Annotated in this window: 20 protein-coding genes; 7 read left to right on the top strand and 13 right to left on the bottom strand. The window is 70.1% G+C overall.

Annotated elements, in window-relative coordinates; all coding sequences use genetic code 11:
• Nucleotides 1-92 precede the first annotated feature (92 nt).
• On the top strand, nt 93-1,490 hold the full coding sequence (locus ACH413_RS21575; protein WP_360035192.1) for a protein adenylyltransferase SelO: 1,398 nt from the start codon (nt 93-95) through the stop codon (nt 1,488-1,490).
• Nucleotides 1,490-1,885, top strand: a complete 396-nt coding sequence (gene tsaA / locus ACH413_RS21570; RefSeq protein ID WP_360035194.1) for a tRNA (N6-threonylcarbamoyladenosine(37)-N6)-methyltransferase TrmO — start codon at nt 1,490-1,492, stop codon at nt 1,883-1,885. The genes ACH413_RS21575 and tsaA overlap by 1 nt, the downstream gene beginning before the upstream one ends.
• 1 nt (nt 1,886) lies before the next feature.
• Here the strand turns inward: tsaA and ACH413_RS21565 are convergent, their stop codons facing one another.
• Complete coding sequence (locus ACH413_RS21565; protein ID WP_360035197.1) at nt 1,887-4,478, bottom strand: hypothetical protein; 2,592 nt, start codon at nt 4,476-4,478, stop codon at nt 1,887-1,889.
• Nucleotides 4,479-4,847: 369 nt separating this feature from the next.
• On the opposite strand from ACH413_RS21565, the gene ACH413_RS21560 reads away from it, so the two are divergent.
• Complete coding sequence (locus ACH413_RS21560) at nt 4,848-5,006, top strand: DUF3040 domain-containing protein (RefSeq protein WP_360035200.1); 159 nt, start codon at nt 4,848-4,850, stop codon at nt 5,004-5,006.
• Here ACH413_RS21560 and ACH413_RS21555 read toward each other — a convergent pair.
• From ACH413_RS21555 to ACH413_RS21535, 5 genes are read right to left on the bottom strand one after another with little or no spacing between them, the layout of a single operon-like run.
• The gene (locus tag ACH413_RS21555; protein WP_360035203.1) at nt 4,978-6,033 is read right to left on the bottom strand and encodes a pyridoxal-phosphate dependent enzyme; all 1,056 of its coding nucleotides are present in this window, start codon (nt 6,031-6,033) and stop codon (nt 4,978-4,980) included. The two genes, ACH413_RS21560 and ACH413_RS21555, sit on opposite strands and share 29 nt — an antisense overlap.
• Nucleotides 6,030-6,824 carry a Rossmann-like domain-containing protein gene (locus ACH413_RS21550; protein WP_360035206.1) on the bottom strand — a complete coding sequence of 265 codons (795 nt, stop codon included), beginning with the start codon at nt 6,822-6,824 and terminating at the stop codon, nt 6,030-6,032. Before ACH413_RS21550 ends, ACH413_RS21555 begins: the two co-directional genes overlap by 4 nt.
• A gap of 14 nt (nt 6,825-6,838) precedes the next feature.
• Complete coding sequence (locus tag ACH413_RS21545) at nt 6,839-7,606, bottom strand: ABC transporter ATP-binding protein (RefSeq protein ID WP_360035209.1); 768 nt, start codon at nt 7,604-7,606, stop codon at nt 6,839-6,841.
• The gene (locus tag ACH413_RS21540) at nt 7,603-8,664 is read right to left on the bottom strand and encodes an iron chelate uptake ABC transporter family permease subunit (RefSeq protein ID WP_360035211.1); all 1,062 of its coding nucleotides are present in this window, start codon (nt 8,662-8,664) and stop codon (nt 7,603-7,605) included. Before ACH413_RS21540 ends, ACH413_RS21545 begins: the two co-directional genes overlap by 4 nt.
• Nucleotides 8,657-9,634 carry an ABC transporter substrate-binding protein gene (locus ACH413_RS21535; RefSeq protein ID WP_360035214.1) on the bottom strand — a complete coding sequence of 326 codons (978 nt, stop codon included), beginning with the start codon at nt 9,632-9,634 and terminating at the stop codon, nt 8,657-8,659. Before ACH413_RS21535 ends, ACH413_RS21540 begins: the two co-directional genes overlap by 8 nt.
• 101 nt (nt 9,635-9,735) lie before the next feature.
• Between ACH413_RS21535 and ACH413_RS21530 the strand changes: the two genes are divergently transcribed.
• Both ACH413_RS21530 and ACH413_RS21525 read left to right on the top strand, forming a co-directional pair.
• Nucleotides 9,736-10,926 (top strand): MFS transporter, encoded by a 1,191-nt coding sequence (locus ACH413_RS21530; RefSeq protein WP_360036053.1) that lies wholly within the window; start codon nt 9,736-9,738, stop codon nt 10,924-10,926.
• Entirely contained in the window at nt 10,923-11,645 is a 723-nt protein-coding gene (locus ACH413_RS21525; RefSeq protein ID WP_360035216.1) for a TauD/TfdA family dioxygenase, read from the top strand. The genes ACH413_RS21530 and ACH413_RS21525 overlap by 4 nt, the downstream gene beginning before the upstream one ends.
• On the opposite strand, the gene ACH413_RS21520 is transcribed toward ACH413_RS21525, so the two are convergent.
• Genes ACH413_RS21520 through ACH413_RS21510 form a run of 3 tightly spaced genes read right to left on the bottom strand, consistent with a single transcriptional unit; the run spans nt 11,642 to nt 13,196 of the window.
• Nucleotides 11,642-12,193 (bottom strand): hemerythrin domain-containing protein, encoded by a 552-nt coding sequence (locus tag ACH413_RS21520; RefSeq protein WP_360035219.1) that lies wholly within the window; start codon nt 12,191-12,193, stop codon nt 11,642-11,644. The genes ACH413_RS21525 and ACH413_RS21520 overlap by 4 nt on opposite strands.
• A 15-nt stretch (nt 12,194-12,208) precedes the next feature.
• Nucleotides 12,209-12,871 carry a hypothetical protein gene (locus tag ACH413_RS21515; RefSeq protein WP_360035221.1) on the bottom strand — a complete coding sequence of 221 codons (663 nt, stop codon included), beginning with the start codon at nt 12,869-12,871 and terminating at the stop codon, nt 12,209-12,211.
• Nucleotide 12,872: 1 nt separating this feature from the next.
• Nucleotides 12,873-13,196, bottom strand: a complete 324-nt coding sequence (locus ACH413_RS21510; RefSeq protein WP_360035224.1) for a plasmid stabilization protein — start codon at nt 13,194-13,196, stop codon at nt 12,873-12,875.
• Nucleotides 13,197-13,268: 72 nt separating this feature from the next.
• On the opposite strand from ACH413_RS21510, the gene ACH413_RS21505 reads away from it, so the two are divergent.
• Nucleotides 13,269-13,871 carry an NAD(P)H-dependent oxidoreductase gene (locus tag ACH413_RS21505; protein ID WP_360035227.1) on the top strand — a complete coding sequence of 201 codons (603 nt, stop codon included), beginning with the start codon at nt 13,269-13,271 and terminating at the stop codon, nt 13,869-13,871.
• Nucleotides 13,872-13,987: 116 nt separating this feature from the next.
• Here the strand turns inward: ACH413_RS21505 and ACH413_RS21500 are convergent, their stop codons facing one another.
• Genes ACH413_RS21500 through ACH413_RS21490 form a run of 3 tightly spaced genes read right to left on the bottom strand, consistent with a single transcriptional unit; the run spans nt 13,988 to nt 17,674 of the window.
• Nucleotides 13,988-14,758: an SAM-dependent methyltransferase gene (locus tag ACH413_RS21500; protein ID WP_396425098.1), complete on the bottom strand. Its 771-nt coding sequence runs from the start codon at nt 14,756-14,758 to the stop codon at nt 13,988-13,990.
• A 50-nt stretch (nt 14,759-14,808) separates the two neighbouring features.
• A complete protein-coding gene (locus ACH413_RS21495; protein WP_360035233.1) occupies nt 14,809-17,043 on the bottom strand; it encodes a GH92 family glycosyl hydrolase in 2,235 nt (744 codons plus the stop codon).
• A gap of 22 nt (nt 17,044-17,065) precedes the next feature.
• A complete protein-coding gene (locus ACH413_RS21490; RefSeq protein ID WP_360035236.1) occupies nt 17,066-17,674 on the bottom strand; it encodes a hypothetical protein in 609 nt (202 codons plus the stop codon).
• A 117-nt stretch (nt 17,675-17,791) separates the two neighbouring features.
• Here ACH413_RS21490 and ACH413_RS21485 point away from each other — a divergent pair, with 117 nt between their 5' ends.
• Nucleotides 17,792-19,249 (top strand): hypothetical protein, encoded by a 1,458-nt coding sequence (locus ACH413_RS21485; RefSeq protein ID WP_360035239.1) that lies wholly within the window; start codon nt 17,792-17,794, stop codon nt 19,247-19,249.
• Here the strand turns inward: ACH413_RS21485 and ACH413_RS21480 are convergent.
• On the bottom strand, nt 19,239-20,000 hold the full coding sequence (locus ACH413_RS21480) for an endonuclease/exonuclease/phosphatase family protein (protein ID WP_360035242.1): 762 nt from the start codon (nt 19,998-20,000) through the stop codon (nt 19,239-19,241). The genes ACH413_RS21485 and ACH413_RS21480 overlap by 11 nt on opposite strands.
• Between the last annotated feature and the right edge of the window lie 77 nt (nt 20,001-20,077).

Raw genomic sequence — 20,077 nt, 5'->3', positions numbered from 1 at the left:
AATCACGTACGGCCCCTCGGATCGGTTCAGCCGAGTTCGAGGTGAGAGCGCGATCACACTCGCCGGGGAGCGCACCCGGTACCGTTGGGGGCGTGAACATCAGCCTGAGCAGCGACTTCGCCGACGCGGTGCCGGAGATGGCGGTCTCGTGGGAGGCCGTCCCGGTCGCCGAACCGGAACTCCTGGCCCTCAACGAGCCACTCGCGAAGGAGCTCGGCCTCGACCCCAGCCGGCTGCGCGCGGACGATCTGCCGTTCCTGGTGAGCGGTCGTGGCGTCGCCCAGGCCTATGCCGGTCACCAGTTCGGCGGCTACTCCCCCCGGCTCGGCGACGGCCGCGCGCTGCTGCTCGGCGAGCTGACCGACGCGGACGGCCGGCTCCGCGACCTCCACCTCAAGGGCTCCGGCCGCACGCCGTTCGCCCGCGGTGGCGACGGGCTGGCGGCCGTCGGCCCGATGCTGCGCGAGTACGTCATCAGCGAGGCAATGCACGCGCTCGGCATCCCCACGACCCGTGCGCTGGCCGTCGTGTCGACCGGGCACGTGGTCCAGCGCGAGGAGCCGCTGGCCGGCGCCGTCCTCGCCAGGGTCGCCTCGTCGCACCTGCGCGTCGGCAGCTTCCAGTACGCCCGCAACACCGGCGACCTGGAACTGCTGCGCCGCCTCGCCGACCACGCGATCGCCCGCCACTATCCCGGCAGCACGTACCTGGAGCTGTTCTCGCAGGTGGTCGCCGCCCAGGCGTCCCTCGTCGCCCGGTGGATGCTGGTCGGCTTCATCCACGGCGTGATGAACACCGACAACATGACGATCTCCGGCGAGACGATCGACTACGGCCCGTGCGCGTTCATGGAGGCCTACGACCCGACGACGAAGTACAGCTCGATCGACGAACGCGGCCGATACGCCTACGGCAACCAGCCGATCATCGCCGAGTGGAACCTGGCCCGCCTCGCCGAGGCCCTCCTGCCGCTGTTCGCCGAGAACGAGGACGAGGCCGTCTCGCTGGCCCTCGCGACGCTGCGCACGTTCGACGCGCACTTCGAGGAGACCTGGATCGGCGACATGCGGGCGAAGCTCGGGGTGTCCGGTGACGTGAAGCCGCTGCTGCAGGACCTGCTCGCGTTGATGCACGAGAACCACGTCGACTTCACGTCGTTCTTCCACCTGCTCGGCAAGGCCGCTCGCGGCGACGCGGAACCCGCCCGCTCCTTGTTCCTGGACCTCGCGGCCATCGACGCCTGGCTCGCCCGCTGGCGCGCGATGGCACCGGACGCCGACGTGATGAACCGCGCCAACCCCGTCTACGTCCCGCGCAACCACCTCGTGGAGGAGGCGCTGGCGGCCGGGGCGGACGGTGACATGGATCCGTTCGACCGTCTGCTGAAAGCGGTTACCTCCCCGTACGGCGAACGACCCGGCCTGGAATACTTCGCCGATCCCGCGCCGCGGGACTTCAGTGCCACCTACCGGACCTACTGCGGGACTTGATGAAGCTGCAGCCGATCGGCCACGTCGAATCGCCCCTCCTCGACCGCACCGCCGCGCCCAAGCAGGCCGACGAGGGCGCGCCGGAGGCCTTGCTCGTGTTCGCGCCCGAGTACGCGCGGGCGATGCGGGAACTGGAAGCCGGCCAGGACGTCCTGGTCCTGACCTGGCTCGACCGCGCCGACAGGTCGGTGCTGGCGGTGCATCCCCGCAGCGATCAGGACCGGCCGGAGACGGGCGTGTTCTCGACCCGGTCGCCGGACCGCCCGAACCCGATCGGCCTGCACCACGTGCGGATCACCGCGGTGGACGGCCTCAAGCTGCGGGTCGCGCACCTGGAGGCCATCGACGGCACGCCGATCGTCGACGTCAAGCCCGTGCTGGGCCCGGAACGCTGACCTACTGGGGATCGCGCGGGCATCCCCCGTCCTGTTCCAGCCCCGCCGCCAGGTCCTCGCGGAACGGCAGTTCCCCGCACAACAGCCGAGGCGTCGAGGTCGTGTCCGTGTTGCCCTGCAACACCAGCACGGCCTTGTTCGCCGGCAGCCGCGTGCTCGCGCCGAACCCGATCGTCCCGGTGGCGCCCTGGATGGCGTTGTCCGGCCGGATGCTGCCGATCCCGGCGAGCAGGCCTTCGCGCACCCGCGCGCCCGGATCGGTCCGCCGCACCTGCCGGACCCCTTCCGCCAGCACCTGCATGGCGTCGTAGGCGGCGGCGGAACGCCCGTCGCCCAGCGTCTGGCAGGTCTTGCGGAACACGTCGAGGTAGTTCTTGTAGAACGGCACCTTCGCGCAGTCGGTCCACGCGGTGGGACTCGCGAACGACACGTAGTCCAGCCGCACGTTGGGGAACTGGGCCATGGTCCCCTCCAGGATGAACCGCGTGGACGAGTCGCTCGCGAGCACCGGTGGCGTGCTGCCCTGGCACTTGCTGTTCATGCCGCGCAGGAACTCCGCCAGGTACTGGGCGCGGCCGGCGTAGAAGACCGCGTAGCCGGGGGTGGCGTCCGCCGGGCACGCGCCCTGGCCGAGGCTCGCCGGTGCCAGGCCCTCGTCGTCGTTCGCGACCCGGTACGACTTGTACTGGCTGACCACGATTCCGCGTTCGGCGAAGGAGAGCCGGGCGTCCTCGGCCAGGTTCTGGCTGTACCGGTCGCTGGTGTCGCCGGAGAAGAAGATCGCCACGTTCGTCACGCTCAGCCGGGTCTGCAGGTAGTAGGCGGCGACCTTCGACTCGCGCAGGTTGTTGGGCCCGACCTGGTGGTAGTACTCGTTGATGGTCGCCATGTCGTCGGCGGAGGTCAGCGTGCCGATGATCGGCAAGGCGTTGCTGCCCAGGCTTTTCACCACGGACTTGGCGGTGTCGGAGCTGATCGACAACCCGGTCACCGCGACCACGCTCCGGTCGCGCGCCGCCAGTTCGACGATCTTGTCCGCGGCGACGTCACCGGACGCCAGACCGCGGCCGCCCGGTCCTTCGCCACCGTTGGCCAGCAACATCTTGATGGGCACGTCGCTGTTCCTCTGCGCCACCCACACCCCGCGCAGCTCCTCGACCAGGGCGTGGAAGCTGTTGGCGGTGCTCGGGGTCAGCACGCTGAGGAACACGATGGTGATCGCGTCCGGGCGCAGCGCCGCCTTGCGGTTCTCGGCCATGATCCGGCCGTAGACGTCCTGCAGCGCCGGCCGGATGTCCTCCGGCACCCAGTCGGGAACGAAGTGCCGCAACGGATCCGCCGACACCCCGATGCACTCCGTGCCGACCCGTTCCAGCGGCGAGCGCAACGACGGCGACCACCACTCGTCGCACCTGCCGTGGTTGAGGAACGGCACGGCCACCAGCGATCCGGCGAGCAGCAGGAGCACGAGCGGCGCCGCGAGGGCTCTGCGCAGACGCAGGGCCGGGTACTCGGACAGTGCGCCGACGATGCCCCGCGCGGGTTCGGTGGCGTCGGTGTCGAGCGCCAGCACCCAGTTCTCCGACCGCGACAGCTGCCGGAGCCAGTCGTGATGGCCGGCGAGCGCGTCCGCGGCGTGGGTGGCCGGCACGTCTGCCGACTCCTGCGCCGCGACGACGAGCAGCGGATCCGGCCGGCTCAACGGGTTCGCCCGCCACGACTGTCCACTCCGGACGCCGCTGCGCGCGCGGCCGATCGAGTCGACCAGCCACTGTCCCGCGCAGTCGCCGTCGTGGTTGTCGAGCAACAGCCACGGACATCCCGTACGCCGCCGCCCCGTCCCCCACAGGGTCCAGCGCCGGTGCGAACGCCGCAGGTCCTCCAGCAGCGCGCGCACGAGCAGGTCGCCGACCTCGTCCTCGTGGTGTTCTGCCAGGCGTTCCTTCACCACCGTGCGGGCGAGCCGGTAGAGACCCTGGCGCGACCGGCCGCCCAGCGACTGCTCGCCCACCCACTTCGCCGGGCGCCACAGCAGTGCCATCAACGCCAGGCCGATGCGCGGCATCACCCCGATGATCAGCCTGATCCACCAGGGGAAGTCCTGCGCGAGGTCCTGCATCCCGTCCCGCGTCACCCGCAGGCGCCGCTGCAGGTGCACCCGGAACTCCCGGGCGATCTCCCGTTCCTCCTCCTCCGCCTCGACCCCGGCGGGCAGCGTCAGGTCGAGCAGCCACCCGACGAGCGCGAACCGCGGGAAGCGCAACCGCGCCACGCCCCGCACCTCGCTCGCGAGCTGCCCGACCACGTCGTCGAGCAGCCTGCGCCGGGACTCCGCGGCGCCGTTGACGAGCGCGTACGGAACCCGGCGCCCCCGCGTGTCAGCAGGCCGGTTCGCCAGTGCCTCGAGCGGGCTCTTCGCACCGGGCGGCCGGCGCAGGTGCACGATCGGCAGCGGCACGTCGCGGGACGGCCAGCGCGGACGGGCGGACAGCCGGTCGAGCAGCCGCAGAAGCTCGATCACCCCGCTGAACTGCAGACCGCGCGTCTGCTCGGAACCGTGGAACCACCCCTGTGCCGCTCTGGACAGCGTCAAGTCCCCGCCCCGTTCTGCCGGATCCAAACAGAATCTGGACGGATTGTCGGCCAGGCAGGGCGCCTCATTAGCGGAAACGAACTTAATTCGAGTCGGGCGGGAATCGAGTGGGCGGGGTTTGAGCAGCGGGTACCCCCGGTCATGAGCCAACCGATTCCGCCGGCGCAGCCCGTGCCGACCACGCCGGGTCCTGACCAGCCGCGACCGACCGGTCCCGACCAGCCGTCGCCGCCAGGACCCGACCCCGATCCGTTGCGCCCTCCCGGCCCGGATCCCGATCCGCTGCCGCCGTCACCGAAACCGGTTTGAACCCCTGAGCAGCTGGGTACACGCACGTTTCGACAGGCCGGACCGACCTGGGGAGCGGGCATGCTCAGTGCTCAGGAACAGCAGCGGCTCAGTGACATCGAACGGTGGCTGCACGCCTCCGATCCGGACCTGGCTCGCCTGCTGAGCCGAGGTCCCCAGCGGAACCTGGGTCAGCGGGTGGCGGCGTTCTTCAGGAAGCCACCGCGACCGGCTGAGTGACCGCGTTCGGCGGCGCCTCCGCCCGGTTCCAGTGCATCCGCGACCACGGCAGGTCCATGTCCGTGAGCGTGGTGATCTGGCGTGGCCGGAGCTCGTCCGGCGCCGGCACCTCCGCGTGCCGGGAGTAGGCGGCGTCGACGTAGCGGTGGCCGGTGTCCGGGGCGAGCACGACCACGTGCCGTTCCGGATCCAGCCGCTGCTCCCACCGCGCCGCCAGGTAGGCCGCCCCCGCCGACAGCCCGGCGAAGATCGCGTGCTCCCGCAGGAGGGCGACGCCGCCGGACAGGGCCGCGTCGAAGCCGAACCAGTGCACGGTGTCGTAGAGCGTGTGGTCGACGTTGCCGAACGGGATCGAGCTGCCGATCCCGGCGATGATGATCTCCGGGTCGTGCACGTGCTCGCTGCCGAACGTCACGCTGTCGAACGGCTGCACGCCGACCAGTTCGACGGTCGGAGCGGTCTCGCGCAGGAACGTGGCCAGCGCACCAGTCGACGCCCCGGTGCCGACCCCGCCCACGACGCTGAGGTGGTCGCAGTCGGCGTGCTCGCGGATGAGGTCGGCGATCGGCCGGTAGCCGCGGTAGTGGACGTCGTCGTGGTACTGCCGCATCCAGTGGTGCCGCGGATGATCGCGAAGGATCTCCCGCACCCGTGCCACCCGTAGGCTCTGGTCCAGCTTCAGGCTCTTCGACGGCGGCATGGGTTCCACCGTGGCACCGAGGATCTCCAACTGGGTGCGCAGCGTCTTGTCGACCGTCGTCGAGGCGACGATGTGGCAACGCAGGCCGTAGCGGTGGCAGGCCAACGCCAGGGCGTGCGCGTAGATGCCGCTGGAGCTGTCGACCAGCGTGTCGCCCTGCGCGATGGTGCCGCGTTCGAGGAGGTACCGGACGGCTTCGAGCGCGGACGCGACCTTCATGGTCTCGAAGCGCAGGCAGAGGGTGCGGGAGTCGAGGCGCACCAGGGCAGGGCGGCTGAGAGCGTCAGCAATGTGATGGTCGATGTGGTGGTCCACGTCTTCTCTCATGCTCGGTAGCGGTACAGCGCGGACTCGTCGGCGCTGAACTGCGAGAACGGGAACGGTTCCGCGGACAGGGCGGTGACCCCCTCGCCGAGGAAGTGGCGGGCGACGGCGCTCGCGGTCTGGGCGTAGACGATCAGCGGGATGTCGCGTTCGCGGCAGGAGCGCAGGATCTCGTCGAACGTGCCGTTGCCGATCGTCATTCCCGTTGCCACCACGGCGTCCGCGACTCCGAGGACGTCCCGCATGTCCGGGGTGACCGGGTCGCCCCACTGCGTCGTGCGCAACGAGAGGTCGCACGGCAGGCACTCGGCGCCGCGCTCCCGGATGGCCGCGACCAACGGGTTCACCACGCCGATCAACGCGACCTTGGCGCCCGGTTCGACGTCGAGCAGGTCCGCTACGGCGGCATCCCTCGCCCGTGCCCGTTCTTCGGGTGTGCCGACCGGCAACACGACCCGTTCGGCTTCGGACGTCCGATGTGGACGGACGCTGCCCAGGTAGGCGTCGAGTGCTGCGATCCGCACCGGGGCCGGGGCCTCGGTGAGCAGCCGCGCGACCGGAGCGCCGGAGTAGTTCGCGCACACCGCCGGGTCGGCGTCGCCTTCCGCGAACGCGCAGGCACCGAACGCCGTTCCGACGCGGGCCAGCACGTACTGGTTGCGGTAGGTGGTGTCGCCGCCGGCCAGCCGGGTTCCGTGGTGGACCCAGAACACGCTGGTGGCGGGGATCTCCCGCGGATCCGGACCGTGCCGTCCCTCCAGCACCCCGGTGATCAGATCGTCCACTGTGGTCATCGCTTTCCCCCTTCTCAGCGGACCGGTTCGCGGTAGCCCACGGCCAGGTGGCCCAGGCTGTCGCGGCCGATCTCGGCTTCCACGTCGAACACCTCGCGCAGCAGCGGCGCGGTCAGCACGTCGGCCGCCTGGCCGTCGGCGACGACCGTGCCGCCGTGCATCAGGACCAGCCGGTCGCAGTAGCGGGCGGCCAGCGCGAGGTCGTGCAGCGCCACGACGACGGTCTGCGGCGTGCGCCCGGCCAGTTCCATCAGCTCGAGCTGGTGGCGGACGTCCAGGTGGTTGGTGGGCTCGTCCAGCAGCAGCCCGGACGTGCGTTGCGCCAGCGCCCGCGCCAGATGGGTGCGCTGACGTTCGCCACCGGAGAGCTGCTTCCAGGGCCGGTCCGCCAGCCCGGTGAGGTCGAGCTTCTCCAGCTCCGCGGCGACAATCGCGTGATCTTCGGCATCGGGGCCGCGCCACCGCGACCGGTGCGCGGTGCGGCCGAGCATCGCGACCTCGGCCACCCGCAGGTCGCTGTCGGTGTCGGCGGTCTGCTCGACGAACGCCAGCCTGCGCGCTCGCTCACGGGCGGACCACGACGTGATCTCCACACCGTCGTGACGAACATCGCCGCTGGTAGGAGTCCGAAGGCCGGCCATGCACCGCAGCAGCGACGACTTGCCGGAGCCGTTCGGCCCGATCAGCCCGATCGTCTCCCCCGGCTCGACCACCAGGCTCACGTCCCTGACGATGGTCTTGCCCGGCACGCCCCAGCTCAGCTTCCGCACCTCGATCCTCACAGCTCACCCCGCCTGCGCAGCACCAGCAGGAAGAGCGGCACGCCGAGCAGTGCGGTGAACACACCCACCGGCACCTCCAGCGGCGAGAACACCACGCGGGTCAGCGCGTCCGTCCACACCAGGAACACCGCGCCGACGACCGCCGACAACGGCAGGAGCTTGCGGTGCAACGGCCCGACGAGGAACCGGACGCCGTGCGGCACGATCAGCCCGACGAACCCGACCGCTCCCACGGCGGCCACCGCGACGGCGGTCAGCACCGAGGTCGTGACGAGCAGGACGATCCGAGTCGTGCGCACGTCGACGCCCAGCGAGGACGCGGTGTCGGTGCCGAACGCGAACCCGTCCAGCGCGGCCGAGCACAGCCACACCACGAGCAGGCCGACGGCCAGGATCACCGCGCACACCACCACGGACGTCCACCGGGCCGACGCGAGCGACCCCAGCAGCCAGTTCGTGACGGCGCGGATGCTGTCGGCGTCCCCGGAGGTCAGCAGGATCAACGAGGTGAGCGCGGCGAACAGCTGTCCCACGACCACACCGGTGAGCACGACGCGTGACGAGTCCAGGCCGGTGCGCCGGAGCAGCAGCATCAGCAACCCGAACGCCACCAGCGCGCCGATCAACGCCCCACCGGTCACCCCGAGCTGCGAGCCCGCGAACCCCAGCACCACCACGACCACCGCGCCCGTCGACGCGCCGGACGACACCCCGAGCAGGTACGGGTCGGCCAGCGAGTTGCGCGTGACGCTCTGCAGCACCGCGCCGCACACCGCCAGCGCCGCACCGACGAGCGCGGCGAGCAGCACCCGCGGCACCCTCAGGTCCCAGATCAGCGAGTCCAGCAGGCGAGGCAGCGGCACGACCGGCAGGCCGAGGCGCCCGCCCGCGGCCCGGCCGATCTCGGCCCAGCCCGCGCCCACGCCGATGCGGACGGCGAGCACCATCGACACCACGAGGACGACGAGGCTCAGCACGACCACGAGCGTGTTCTTCTTGCGCTGAAGGGTTTTCGGAGTTTCCAGGACGACCGGGTCGAGAACAGCGGCGTCAGCCACGGCCGGCGATCTCGTCGAGCCCCGCGCCGAACGCCTTGAGCGCGTCGACCGTGCGCACGGACGGGTCCATCTCGATGCCGGGCAGCTCGATCACCTTGTTCTCCCGCAACGCCTTGAGCTGCGAGACGACCGGGTGTTCGCGCATCATCGCGAGCTTCTCGCTCGCCTTGTCGCCGGGATTGCCTCGCTCGGACAGGTCACCGATCACGATCACGTCCGGGTCGCGCCGGGCGATCTCCTCGAACGACGCCTCCGGCCACTCCTGGTTCAGGTCGTCGAACACGTTGACCGCGCCGGCGATCTTGCTCATCTGACTCGGCATGCCGTCGCGGCCCGCCACGTACGGAACGCCCTTGAAGACCGAGTAGATCCAGACCACCTTCACCGGATCCCTTTTGACGGCTTGGACTTCGGCGACGGCCGCGCGCTGCTCGGCGGCGAGCTGGTTCGCCTTCTCGGTGATGCCGAAGATCTTCCCGAAGTTCTCGTAGTCGCGGAACAGCCGGTCGAACGGCGCGGTCGTGCCGTCCGGGCAGTTCACCGCGCTCACGAACGTGGGCACGCCCAGGGTTTCCAGCTCGTCGCGCGTTCCGGCGCGGTCGGCGGTGAAGAGTTCCTTGAACGACGCCACCACGACATCGGGGTTGGCCGCCCGCAGCGGTTCCGAGGTGAGGATCTTCGGCGACAGCACCGGGATCTTCGCGTAGGCGTCGGCGAACCGGGGCGACACCTTGGTCTTGACGTTCGCGGTGCCGGCCATCCGGTCCTGCATTCCCAGCGCCAGCAACGTTTCCGTCGAGTTCTGGTCCAGCGTGACCACCCGCTGCGGCGTGCCGGTGAACGTGAGCTGCTTGCCGCAGCTGTCCACCACCACCGACTGAGCCGTCGGCGCCTGGGCGCCTCCCGGTGTGGCGCAGCCCGCGGCCAGCACCGCGACCAACGCCAGTCCGAGACGGGCGGGGTGAGACATCGGATCCTCCAGAAAGTTCACTCGAACGGTGTGCGCTACTGTAACGACAATCATTTTCATTGCAACCCTGCCGGAAGGTAGATCGCGTGGCCCACGACACAATGCGCAGCCCATCGGTGTTGCGCAGCACCACTTTTCTCCGTCTCTGGACCGCGACGACGGCATCGGGCATCGCCACCTGGGCGCTGCCGTTCGTGCTGGGTCTGGCCGTGCTTTCGCGTTCGCTGACGGCCGTGGAACTGGGCGTCCTGCTCGCCGCGCGCACCGCGGGCTTCCTCGCCGCCGTCCCGGTCAGCGGCGTTCTGGCCGACCGCTACGCGCGCCGCCAGGTGGTCCTGTGGTCAGGTCTCGTGTCGGCTCTCGCCGCACCCGTGCTCGCTGCCTTCGTGGGCGACTCGTTGGTGTTCGCGGCGGTCGCGGCCGTGGCGATGGGAGCGGGCCAGGGCGCGTGCCGGCCGGCGTTCCAGGCGCTGACCGCCGAGGTGGTCGCGGCGGACCAACGTCAGCAGGCCAACGCCGCGATGACCCTGTCGGTGCGGGTGACGACGTTGGTGGCGCCGGGCCTGACCGCGTTGCTCGCCCTGGTCCTGAACACGCAGGTGCTGCTGCTCGGCATCGGTGCGCTGTGGCTCGTCGCGGCCCTGGTCCCGCCCGCCGGAACCGGACTCACCTCAGCGGGCGGTTCGGGTTTCGTGGCGGACTTCTGGGACGGCGTCCGCGAGGCCCGCAGGCACCCGTGGTTCCTGGCCGGGCTCGGCGCGCTGACCGCGGTGATCGCCACCGGCTACTCGGCGACCGGCGTGGTGCTGCCCCTGGTCAGCCGCGACCGCTACGACACCGAGGCGGTGCTGGCGGGCGCGTTGACCGCCTACACGCTCGGTGCGCTGGCCGGCGCCCTGCTCATCGCCCGCTGGCGACCCCGTCACGCGGGCTGGACCGCGCTGTTCGGCCTCGCCCTGTACGGGTTCGCGCCGCTGAGCCTGCTGCTGCCGGTGCACCCGTTCGTCGTGATCGCCGCCTACGCCGTCGCGGGGCTGGGCATCGAACTGTTCAACGTGCCGTGGTTCACCGCGACCCAGCGCGAGGTCGAGCCGTCGAAGCTCGCTCGCGTGTCCTCTTTGGACTTCCTGATGTCCTACGGCCTCGCGCCGATCGGCCTGGCGCTCATCGCACCGGCGATCTCCACGTTCGGCGCGCCCGTGGTGCTGGCCGCCTGCGCGGTGATCTGCTTCGCCGCGCCCGCGCTGGCCGCACTGGTGCCGTCGTCGCGCGACTTCGGGCCGCGCCGATGATCGTGCCCCGCCTGCAGGTCCTCGATCCCGCCGCGCGCAGGACGTTGACGGAGACGGGCGCGGTGATCCTGACCGGCCTGCCGAACTCCCCCGAATCGCTGCCCGTGGCCGCTTCTCTGCTCTTCGGCACGTCGTTGCGCGAGCTGTTCCCGTACCGGACGCGGCGTTCGGTGGACGGCGAGGTCGTCGGGTTGCACGCGGACAGCTTCGACGTGGTCGTCGACATCGCGGGGAAACCCGTGCGGCGCAGGCATCCCGACGAGGACCACGTCCTGGTGCTGCTCGCTTCCCAGGCCCCGTACGGAGGTCAGTCCTTCGTCCTCGACGCGCACGAGTTCACCGACTCGCTCGACGCGGAGCTGAAGGCGTTCCTGAGGGAGTCCGATGTGGACCTGTACGGCCGGTGGGCAGGCACGCGAGGCCTACCGGCGACGCCGCGGGTGGGCCGTCACATCGAGTACACACGTGCGGGCAGGCGCATCACGCGACGCACGGACGGGGTCGCGGCCCTGCACCGCGACCCCGCCGCTGAGCACGTCACTGCAATGCTCGCCCGCTTCGACACCGAGGTCGAACGGGTGCAGCGGACGTTGCCGAGACTCAGGGTGAACGAGGGCGAACTCCTGGTCCTCGACAACTACCGCTGCTGGCACGGCCGGGACGCACACACCGGCGCCCGGACCGTGCACATCCAGACAGTGCGAACGGACGACGCCTAGGAACCGGCCTTCTGCAGTTCCTTGCGCAGCTGCTCCTTGGTCATGTTCGACGCACCGGTGACGCCGAGGTTCTGCGCCTGGGTGAGCAGTTCCTCGCGGGTGGCCTGGCCCGGCAGCTCACCGAGGTGGTCGGCCCGGCTGCGCGCGAACGCCTCGCCGAGCTCGTAGCGGCGCTGCGCGCTCAGGCGCTTGCGCATGCCCGGCAGCACCGTCTTCTCCTCTTCCTCCACGTGGTGGGTGATGGAGTCGACGACGTCCTGCAGGGCCTTCTCGTACTTCGGCGAGTCGTACTCGCAGTCGAGGAGCTTGGCGAGCAGCAGCTCTGCCTCGGCGTGCTCCTCCTGGCTGTGCTCGACCTCGTCCTGCCCACCTGCGTCCTTGGCGGGCGGGTAGACCTCGGACTCCTCCGCGCGGCTGTGGGCGACGAGCAGGCCGCACATCACCGGCGTGAGCAGAGGGCGTTTCTCCGGATGGTTCTTCAGCTCGTCGAACAGGCGCTCCACCTCGCGGTGGTCCTGCATGATGAGGTCGACGACGTCGTACTGCATGGTGGTGGTTCTCCTTCAGTTCGGGTTGTTCCTCGGATAGCGCGTGGTGGTGGACTCGAGACCGCGCCGTCCGATCCGGCCGAGTGCCACGCCGAAAGCACTGATCACGGCGAGGGCGACGACCGCGCTGATGACGATCGACCAGGCCAGGCCCGCACCCAGCAGACCTGACGTCGCGCCGGCGATCACGCCGGCGACGAGTCCGTTCACGAGGTTGACGAGGCCGGCGACACCCAGTGCGGTGCCGATCAGCCGCGGCCGCCTCGTCTTGCGCCAGCCGGTCTGGCCTCCGTCCGCCTCGACGCCGAGGACGTCGTCGTGGATCTGACGCACGAACACGTCCTTGACGGACGGTTCGAGGTCGCCGTAGACGTGCCGGATGCGGTTGATCCCCAGGCCGGCCCGCACGTCCTCGATGGTGAGCTCGACCGTGCGGAACAACGTGGCGAGACCGATCAGGAACAGCGCGCTGAAGACGACCAGCAGCAAGGTCAGCAACACGGTCAGCGGCACGACCTGTGCGACGAACCCGAGTGCGATCATCGACGCGGAGATCGTCGTCAGCAGGTGTCCTGCCCGCCCGGTCGCGTCGGTGATCGTCGCCGTGCGGATCATCTGCAGCGTGTTGTGCTCCATGGTGAGGATCGTCAGCGCCGAGGCCTTGTCCACTTCCGACACGTCAGTGACCGAGCGCCTTGGAGAGTTCCTTCTTCGTCATCTTGGAGCGGCCCTTGACGTTGCGCTGCTTCGCCTCGTTGTAGAGCTGGTCGTACGTCGGCCCCTGCGCGCCCTTGTGCGACCGCTGACCGCCGCGCTTCTGCGGCGACATGTCCTCAATGGACGATCTGCTGGCCGTCCTGGACTCGCCGGCCTGCGCGCGGTTCTTGTTGACCGTCCTGGCGGCGATCTCCTTCGCGCGCTTCGGTGACGCTCCGCGGTCCTCGGCGGAGTCCTTGATGTGCTCGTACTGACGTTCACGTTTCGCGTTCGACCCTGCGGGCATCACGACCTCCTTGCCCGGCGAATACCCCTGGGCAGGGCGGTTCACACCCACCCGACCGGGTAGCCGAACGGCATGACGATGCGTGCCGTGGTGCTCAACTGCACCCTGAAGAAGTCGCCGGAGGAGTCCAACACGGACCTGCTCGCCCAGGTCGTGATCGACGAGCTGACGAAGAAGGACGTCGAGGTCACGTCGTTCCGGCTGGCCGACCACGAGATCCCGCCGGGCGTCGTGACCGACCTCGGCGGCGGCGACGAGTGGCCGAACGTCCACCGGTTGCTGCTGGATGCCGAGATCCTGGTGTTCGCCACCCCGACGTGGGTCGGCCGCCCCTCCTCCCTCGCGCAGCGCGCGCTGGAGCGGATGGACGCGATGATCTCCGAGACCGACGACCAGGACCACCCGGTCGCCTACAACCGGGTCGCGGGAGTGGTGGTGACCGGCAACGAGGACGGCGCGCACCACGTCATCAGCGAGATCTGCGGCGGCCTCGGCGACATCGGCTACACCATCCCCGGCCAGGCCTGGACCTACTGGAACCGCGGTCCGGGGCCCGGCCCGAGCTACGCCGACACCGACGAGGGCCACGAGTGGTCGGAGAACACCGGTCGCACGATGGCCGCCAACCTGCACGCCGTGGCGCAGGCCCTGGCAGAGCGCCCCATCCCCGCCTAGGTCGTGTCCTGCAAGTTCGTTCGGTGAGAGGCGCGGGCGAGAGACTCGGAGGCGGTGCCGCCCAATGAACTTGCAGGACACGGCCCAGGGCCTGCGTCGAACACGAGCGGCTCCTCTCAGGACACCTCGGTCGATGCCGGTGGAGGCGTGCGCCGCAGCAGGAGCACGACGAACCCGAGAAATCCGCGGTAGCCGCCCAGCCAGCTGGCGCGGTGCGACGCTGACACCTGGAGCGCGAGGTCGTGGTCGGGGTGTTCGGGGTTGTCGAGGGCCCAGTTGGCGAGGGTGCCGGTCCAGCACCATTCGTACTCGTCCCACTCCGCGAGGGTACTGCTGTACCCGTAGACCGGTGTCCACCCGTCCGCGACGACCTGGGCCACGGTGGTCGGGAGATCCGCGTACTTCTGCGGACCGCTCTCCTGTTGCGCGCGCACGGCGGCGTCGGGCTCGCGCTCCCAGAAGCAGTCGCCGAGCAGGAGCATCCCGTCTTCGGCGAGGTGTTCCCGGGCGGCGTTCAACGTGGGGAGCAGTCCGCCGTACGCGTAGGCGGCCCCCACGCTGAGCACCAGGTCCGCCTTCCTGGTCGATCGGTACTCGGCGACGTCCTGGCGGTGCAGTTCCAGCCGATCGGCCAGACCGAGCCTGGCCGCCTCGCCCAGGACGTGGTCGAAGCCTTCACCCGAGATGTCGACTCCGACAGCCGTTACGCCGTCGTGCGCCTGCAGCGCGCGTAGCAACCAGGTGCCGTCGCCGCAGCCCAGGTCGAGCAGGTGATCGTCCTGCGAGCGGATGGCCCGGTCGAGGAGGTGCGCCACTGTGCTGTCGCTCAACGGCGCGGATATCGGGTGGTCGGTGTGCGCGATGGCGCTGAGTTGTTGTCGGCCCACCATCGCTGTCTAACAGAGTCTGGATCTTGTGTCGCAGGCATTTCGCCCGTCTAGCCGACGGCGACCCGCAGCACCCCGCCTCGCTGCACGAACGACTCCGGCAGCCATGGCTGCTCCACCTCGCGGCCGTTCCAGCGCACGTCCTGCACGTGAACGGCCGGCGCACCCGGCGCGAGAACCGTGATGTTCTTCGCGGTGATCCGCGCCTTGGGGAACATCGGGCTCGACACGTGCAGCTCGGCGCTGCTCGGGGTGCGCGGGTACAGGCCCAGAGCGGCGAAGACGTACCAGGCGGACATCGTGCCCAGGTCGTCGTTGCCGGGCAGGCCGGACGGGCCGGTCTTGTAGACCAGCCGGGCCATCGCGCGCACGGTCTCCTGGGTCTTGCGCGGCTGGCCGAGCTCGTTGTAGATCCACGGCGTGTGGATGCCCGGCTCGTTCGTCGGGTCGTAGCGCAGCGCGTCGCCACCGGTCGCCCACGAGCCGTCCGCACGGTGGAAGAACGCGTCGAGCCTGGTCACGGCCGCGTCGTTGCCGCCCATGACCTCGGCCAAGCCCTGCACGTCGTGCGGCACCATCCACGTGTAGGTGGCGCTGCTGCCCTGCGCGAAGCCCTGGTCGGAGGCCGGGTTGAACGGCGTCACCCAGGTGCCGTCGGCGCGACGGGCCTGCTGGTAGCCCGTGTCCGGGTTGAACGTGTTGCGCCACCAGCCCGCGCGCTTCTCCATCTCCTCGCTGGGACGGCCGAGCCTGCGGCCCAGGTCCGCGAGCGCCTGGTCGGCGACGGAGTCTTCAAGGGTCTCGGCGGCGCCGCCCCAACAGTGGCACGTGTCCTGCGGGGCGTAGCCGAGGCGCAGGTACTCGGCGAGGTTCGGGCGCTGGCCCTCGCACTGGCCGGGGCAGCCCTTGTCGGACAGGCCGTCCGGGTGCGGGACGGTGGCCTGGCGCAGCAGTGAGTCGTAGGCCGCGCGCACGTCGAAGTTCCGCGCGCCCATGGCGTACATGCCCGCGATGGCCGCGGCGGACGGGTCACCGGTCATGACGTGCGTCGGGCCGGTGATGTGGACCCAGCGGTCCCACACACCGCCGTTCTCGCGGGAGATGTCCAGCAACGACTGCGCGTAGCCGCTCGCCACGTCCGGTGCCAGCAGCGCCAGCAACTGGGTGTGGGCGCGGTACTGGTCCCAGCCGGAGAAGTTGCCGTACCTGGTCGCCTGACCGGCGTCGCTGATCACGTTGGGCTGCAGGAAGGTGTGGTAGAGCGCGGTGTAGAAGATCGTGCGCTCGTCCGCGGTACCGCCGTCGACCTCGACCGCGCGCAGCTGCTTCGCCCAGGCCTTCTTCGCTTCTGCCGCAACGTCGGCGACGGTCGCGCGCTTCGGGATCTCCGTCGCGAGGTTGCGTCGAGCAGCGTCCAGGCTGGTGTACGAGATGCCCACGCGCATCCGCACGGAACTGTCCGCAAAGGACACGTACCCGCCGGAACCCTTGCCCGCGCGGTTGCTTCCGGTCAGGTAGCCCTCGCCGCCGGAGGCAGACGTCGTGCCAGGCCGCAGTTCGCTGTTGACCCACGTGCCGTAGGCCGAGATCGGGCGGTCGAACGACGCCGTGAAGTGCAGGCGGTAGTAGGTCTTCTGGTTGTTCGTGCCACCGTTCGCGCGCCGGCCGCAGAACGCGCCGGTCAGCACCGAGCCCGAGACAGTGTTCGTCGCCGGGTCGATCGTGATGTCGGCGTCCTCGCTGCCGTTGAGCGAGTTCGAGGTGCGGAACAGCAGCGATCCGTTGACGGGAAACGTGAACTCGCCGATGCCCGCGCGCGTCGACACGGACAGATCCGCCGTGGCACCGGACTTCAGGCCCACCCGGTAGCGGCCGGCCTCGGCCTTCTCGTCGGCGTGGGAGAAGTCGCTCGCGAAGATCTGGTCCTTGGTGTCCGCGGTCGGCGACGAGGTGATGTCACCGACGTGCGGCATGATCGGGATGTCGCCCGCGGCGCCGGGATGGCAGCCCGCGCCGTTGACGTGCGTGAGGCTGAAACCGCGCACCCTCGTCGCGTCGTAGGCGTAACCGTTGGCAGCACCCGTGTTCGTCTGGTCGCCGCGGGTCGACGTCGGGCTCCACGAGATCATCCCGAACGGCCGCACCGCGCCCGGATAGGTGTTGCCGCCGCCCGCCGAGCCGATCAGCGGGTCGACGTAGCGCGTGTCGTCTCTCACCGCCGCACTCGCGGGAGTCGCCAGCGCGGCGGTGAGGACAGTGACCAGGAAGACCGGGAGCGCTCTCACGTCCCGGGACAGTAACCGGTTCTCAGTAAACGCAGGGTGGCCGGTAGCCGTCGATCTTCAGGCTCTGGAACTCCAGGTCGTTCTTCGTGTTGCCGACGAACACCAGGCCACGGGCGTCGTCGAGGGCCTCGGCGAGCGGGTAGGACGGCTTGCCGAGCGCGGGCAGATATGTCCAGTCCTTTGTCTTGAAGCTGAAGAACCGCTTCACGAGCCTGCCGCCGGTGGACGGCACCTTGGTGACCCACTTGTCGCCGCCGCTCCAGAACGACGCGGGCCGCAGCTGGATGTAGAGGTCACTGGTGGCGCGGTAGGTCATCGAGAAACCGGCCGAGTGGGACAGGTCGGCCTGGGCCTCGAACTTGTTGCCCAGCCACACGACCATGACAGCCCAGTCGTCGGCCAGGAACTTGATCTTCGCCGTGTGGTCGTGCCGCCCCTTGGGCACGAGGATGCTGCCGGTCGCGGGCTCCGTGGCACCTTCACCACTGGCGATCCACTGCTGGTACCGGTCGATGGACGGGGTGGCGCACTCGCGGCCGTGCGAGGCGTTGGCGACCGCTGTCGAGCCGAGGGTGAACAGCAGCGCGTACGCGATCACCGCGACGCGGCCGAACGTCGATTTCAGGCGCATCTCGCGGACCGTAGCGGAAATTGGTATAAACCATTTCCCTTCACGGTTGACACAGGTCTCAGTTGGTTACCTGGACAGCGGATTGTGAGCGCTGCCCACCCCGGTCACAGTGAGCCCGTGCACCCCGCCAGATGCATCGCATTCATAGGTGTCGTAACGGTTTTCGCCCTCCAACTCACCACTCCGGCCACCGCCTCGACGGACTGCTCCCCCACCGTCGACGACCGGACGTTCGCCTCCGCCGCCCAACTGCGCGCTCTCAACGCCACCGTCGCCGGGTTCGGCGTCCGCGCCACCGGCAGCCCGGCCCACAACCGCCTGATCTCCTGGCTGGAACGCCGCGTGGACCGGCTGCCGGGCGTGGCCGTGCGGTCCGAGCCGTTCGCGATCCAGCGCTGGAAGCCAGGTCCCGGTTTCCTGCTCTCGGGCGGCCTAGTGCCGGTCGCCGGCGCGATCCCCTACTCCGAGCCCGGTCTGCGTTCCGGCGAGCTCGTCCGCCTGCCCGCCGGCACGCCGATCACCGCCGCGAACGCCCGCGGCAAGGTCGTCCTGCGCGACTTCCCCGCCCTCGACCGCGGCTACCTCGCCGAACCCCTGCTGAACAAGGACATGGTCGACGCGGGCCTGGCCGATGCCGCCGGGGTCGTCATCGCCTTCCCGTTCCCGCACGAGCAGGTGAAGGGCTACTGGGACCCACACCTCGGCACCCACTACCGCGTGCCGGGCGTGTTCGTCGGCTCCGACGCGGCGGTGCACCTGGTCCCGGGCACGCGAACGACGATCGGCGTCCTGGCCGGGCGCGAACCGGCCGTCACGCGCTCGCTCATCGCCACGCTCCCAGGCCTGAGCAGCGAGCGGATCGTCCTCGACACCAACACCGACGGCGTGGGCTGGGTGCAGGAGAACGGCACCGTCGCGCTGCTGGCACTGGCCGAGCACTTCGCCCGCCTGCCATTGCGCTGCCGGCCGCGCACGATCGAGTTCGTCTTCGCGACCGGCCACCTGCACCGCCCGGCGGAGGGCAGCGAGTTCCGGGCCCGCGCGCTCGACGCCGAGTACGACTCGGGTTCCGTCGCGTTCGCGTTCGTGCTGGAACACCTCGGCACGCGGGAATTCCTGCCGCTGAACGGTTCTCTGCGACCAACAGGCCTCGCCGAGCTGTCCGGCTGGTTCGCGGGCAGTCCGACGCTCACGCAGAGCGCGCTGACAGCGCTGGCGGGACGCGCGGTCGATCGCACGTTCGTCCTGCCCGGCAGCGACTTGCCGGTGCCGGGCCGCGTACCGGCGCAGTGCTCGTTCGGCGGCATCGGCACGCACTTCCACTCGCACCTGATCCCGACGATGGCGATGATCTCCGGGCCGTGGACGCTCTGGGCGCCGTCGTTCGGCTCCCAGGCCGTGGATCACGAACGGATGCGGCGCCAGGTGCTGGCCGCGGGCGACGCGATCACGGCGTTGGCCCCGCTAGCCCGGGACCAGATCGCCGGGCCGTACCTGGAGCAACGGCAGGCGCGTGCGGCCGGAGCACCCACCTGTTCGCACGATCTGCCGCCCGAGTGGGCGCCTAGAGGCTGATGCGTGCCTGGACGGCGAGGTGGTCGGACGGGAACTGGCCATCTCGCTGGAAGGTGTTGATCGCGGCGGCCTCGACGGTGGCGCCGCGGGTGAGGATCCAGTCGATGCGCGGGCCGTCCGGGACGAGCGGGCCGTAGCCGTGGAACGTCCCGTACGCCGGGGTGGTCCGCGGGCCCGCGAGCCACGAGTCGGCCAGAACGGACGTCAGCGTGGCGTAGGCCGGTGAGCCGGGGACGTCGTTGAAGTCGCCGGTCAGCACGACCGGCAGCGCCTGGGCCTGGAGCCGGTCGCGGACGAACTCGGCGCTGCGCAGCCGGGAGTTCGCCGACTCGTGGTCGAAGTGCGTGTTGACGGCGACGAACTGCTTGCCGGTCAGGCGATCCGCGAACCGGACCCACGTGACCATGCGGATCACGTTGTTGCCCCACGACCGGGAGCCCACGACGTTCGGGGTGGCGGACAGCCAGTGGTGGTCGAACTCCAGCGGTTCGAGGCGGAGGGTGTCGAAGAAGATCGCCATGAACTCGTCGTGGCTGCCGCCCGCGCGGCCCAGGCCGATCCAGTCGTAGTGGGCCGGCAGGTCGTGGGCGATGTCGAGCAGTTGCCCGTAGAGACCCTCCTGCGTGCCGAGGACGGCCGGCAGCTCGTTGAGCAGCAGCTGGGCCATGACCGGGCGCCGGACCGCCCACGAGTTCGGCTCGGCGGCCGAGGCGTACCGCAGGTTGAACGACATGACGCTCAAGGTCGACACCTCTCCGAGCATGGCACAGGCCCGCCTCTGTGTTGAATCACGCAAGCCGGAGTGAGGGTTGGGGCAAGTCGACGAAA

Origin of the sequence: Lentzea sp. NPDC020367, assembly GCF_044387305.1 — a bacterium.
GTDB lineage: Bacteria > Actinomycetota > Actinomycetes > Mycobacteriales > Pseudonocardiaceae > Lentzea.
Note: the sequence above shows the minus strand (reverse complement) of the source record. Positions and strands in the feature narration are given on the sequence as shown.

Excerpts from the sequence above, each read along its gene's own strand:
- tsaA (WP_360035194.1), top strand. The coding sequence starts at position 1,490 with ATGAAGCTGCAGCCGATCGGCCACGTCGAATCGCCCCTCCTCGACCGC.
- ACH413_RS21560 (WP_360035200.1), top strand. The coding sequence starts at position 4,848 with ATGCTCAGTGCTCAGGAACAGCAGCGGCTCAGTGACATCGAACGGTGG.
- ACH413_RS21555 (WP_360035203.1), bottom strand. The coding sequence starts at position 6,033 with ATGAGAGAAGACGTGGACCACCACATCGACCATCACATTGCTGACGCT.
- ACH413_RS21550 (WP_360035206.1), bottom strand. The coding sequence starts at position 6,824 with ATGACCACAGTGGACGATCTGATCACCGGGGTGCTGGAGGGACGGCAC.
- ACH413_RS21535 (WP_360035214.1), bottom strand. The coding sequence starts at position 9,634 with ATGTCTCACCCCGCCCGTCTCGGACTGGCGTTGGTCGCGGTGCTGGCC.
- ACH413_RS21530 (WP_360036053.1), top strand. The coding sequence starts at position 9,736 with ATGCGCAGCCCATCGGTGTTGCGCAGCACCACTTTTCTCCGTCTCTGG.
- ACH413_RS21525 (WP_360035216.1), top strand. The coding sequence starts at position 10,923 with ATGATCGTGCCCCGCCTGCAGGTCCTCGATCCCGCCGCGCGCAGGACG.
- ACH413_RS21520 (WP_360035219.1), bottom strand. The coding sequence starts at position 12,193 with ATGCAGTACGACGTCGTCGACCTCATCATGCAGGACCACCGCGAGGTG.
- ACH413_RS21510 (WP_360035224.1), bottom strand. The coding sequence starts at position 13,196 with ATGCCCGCAGGGTCGAACGCGAAACGTGAACGTCAGTACGAGCACATC.
- ACH413_RS21505 (WP_360035227.1), top strand. The coding sequence starts at position 13,269 with ATGACGATGCGTGCCGTGGTGCTCAACTGCACCCTGAAGAAGTCGCCG.
- ACH413_RS21490 (WP_360035236.1), bottom strand. The coding sequence starts at position 17,674 with ATGCGCCTGAAATCGACGTTCGGCCGCGTCGCGGTGATCGCGTACGCG.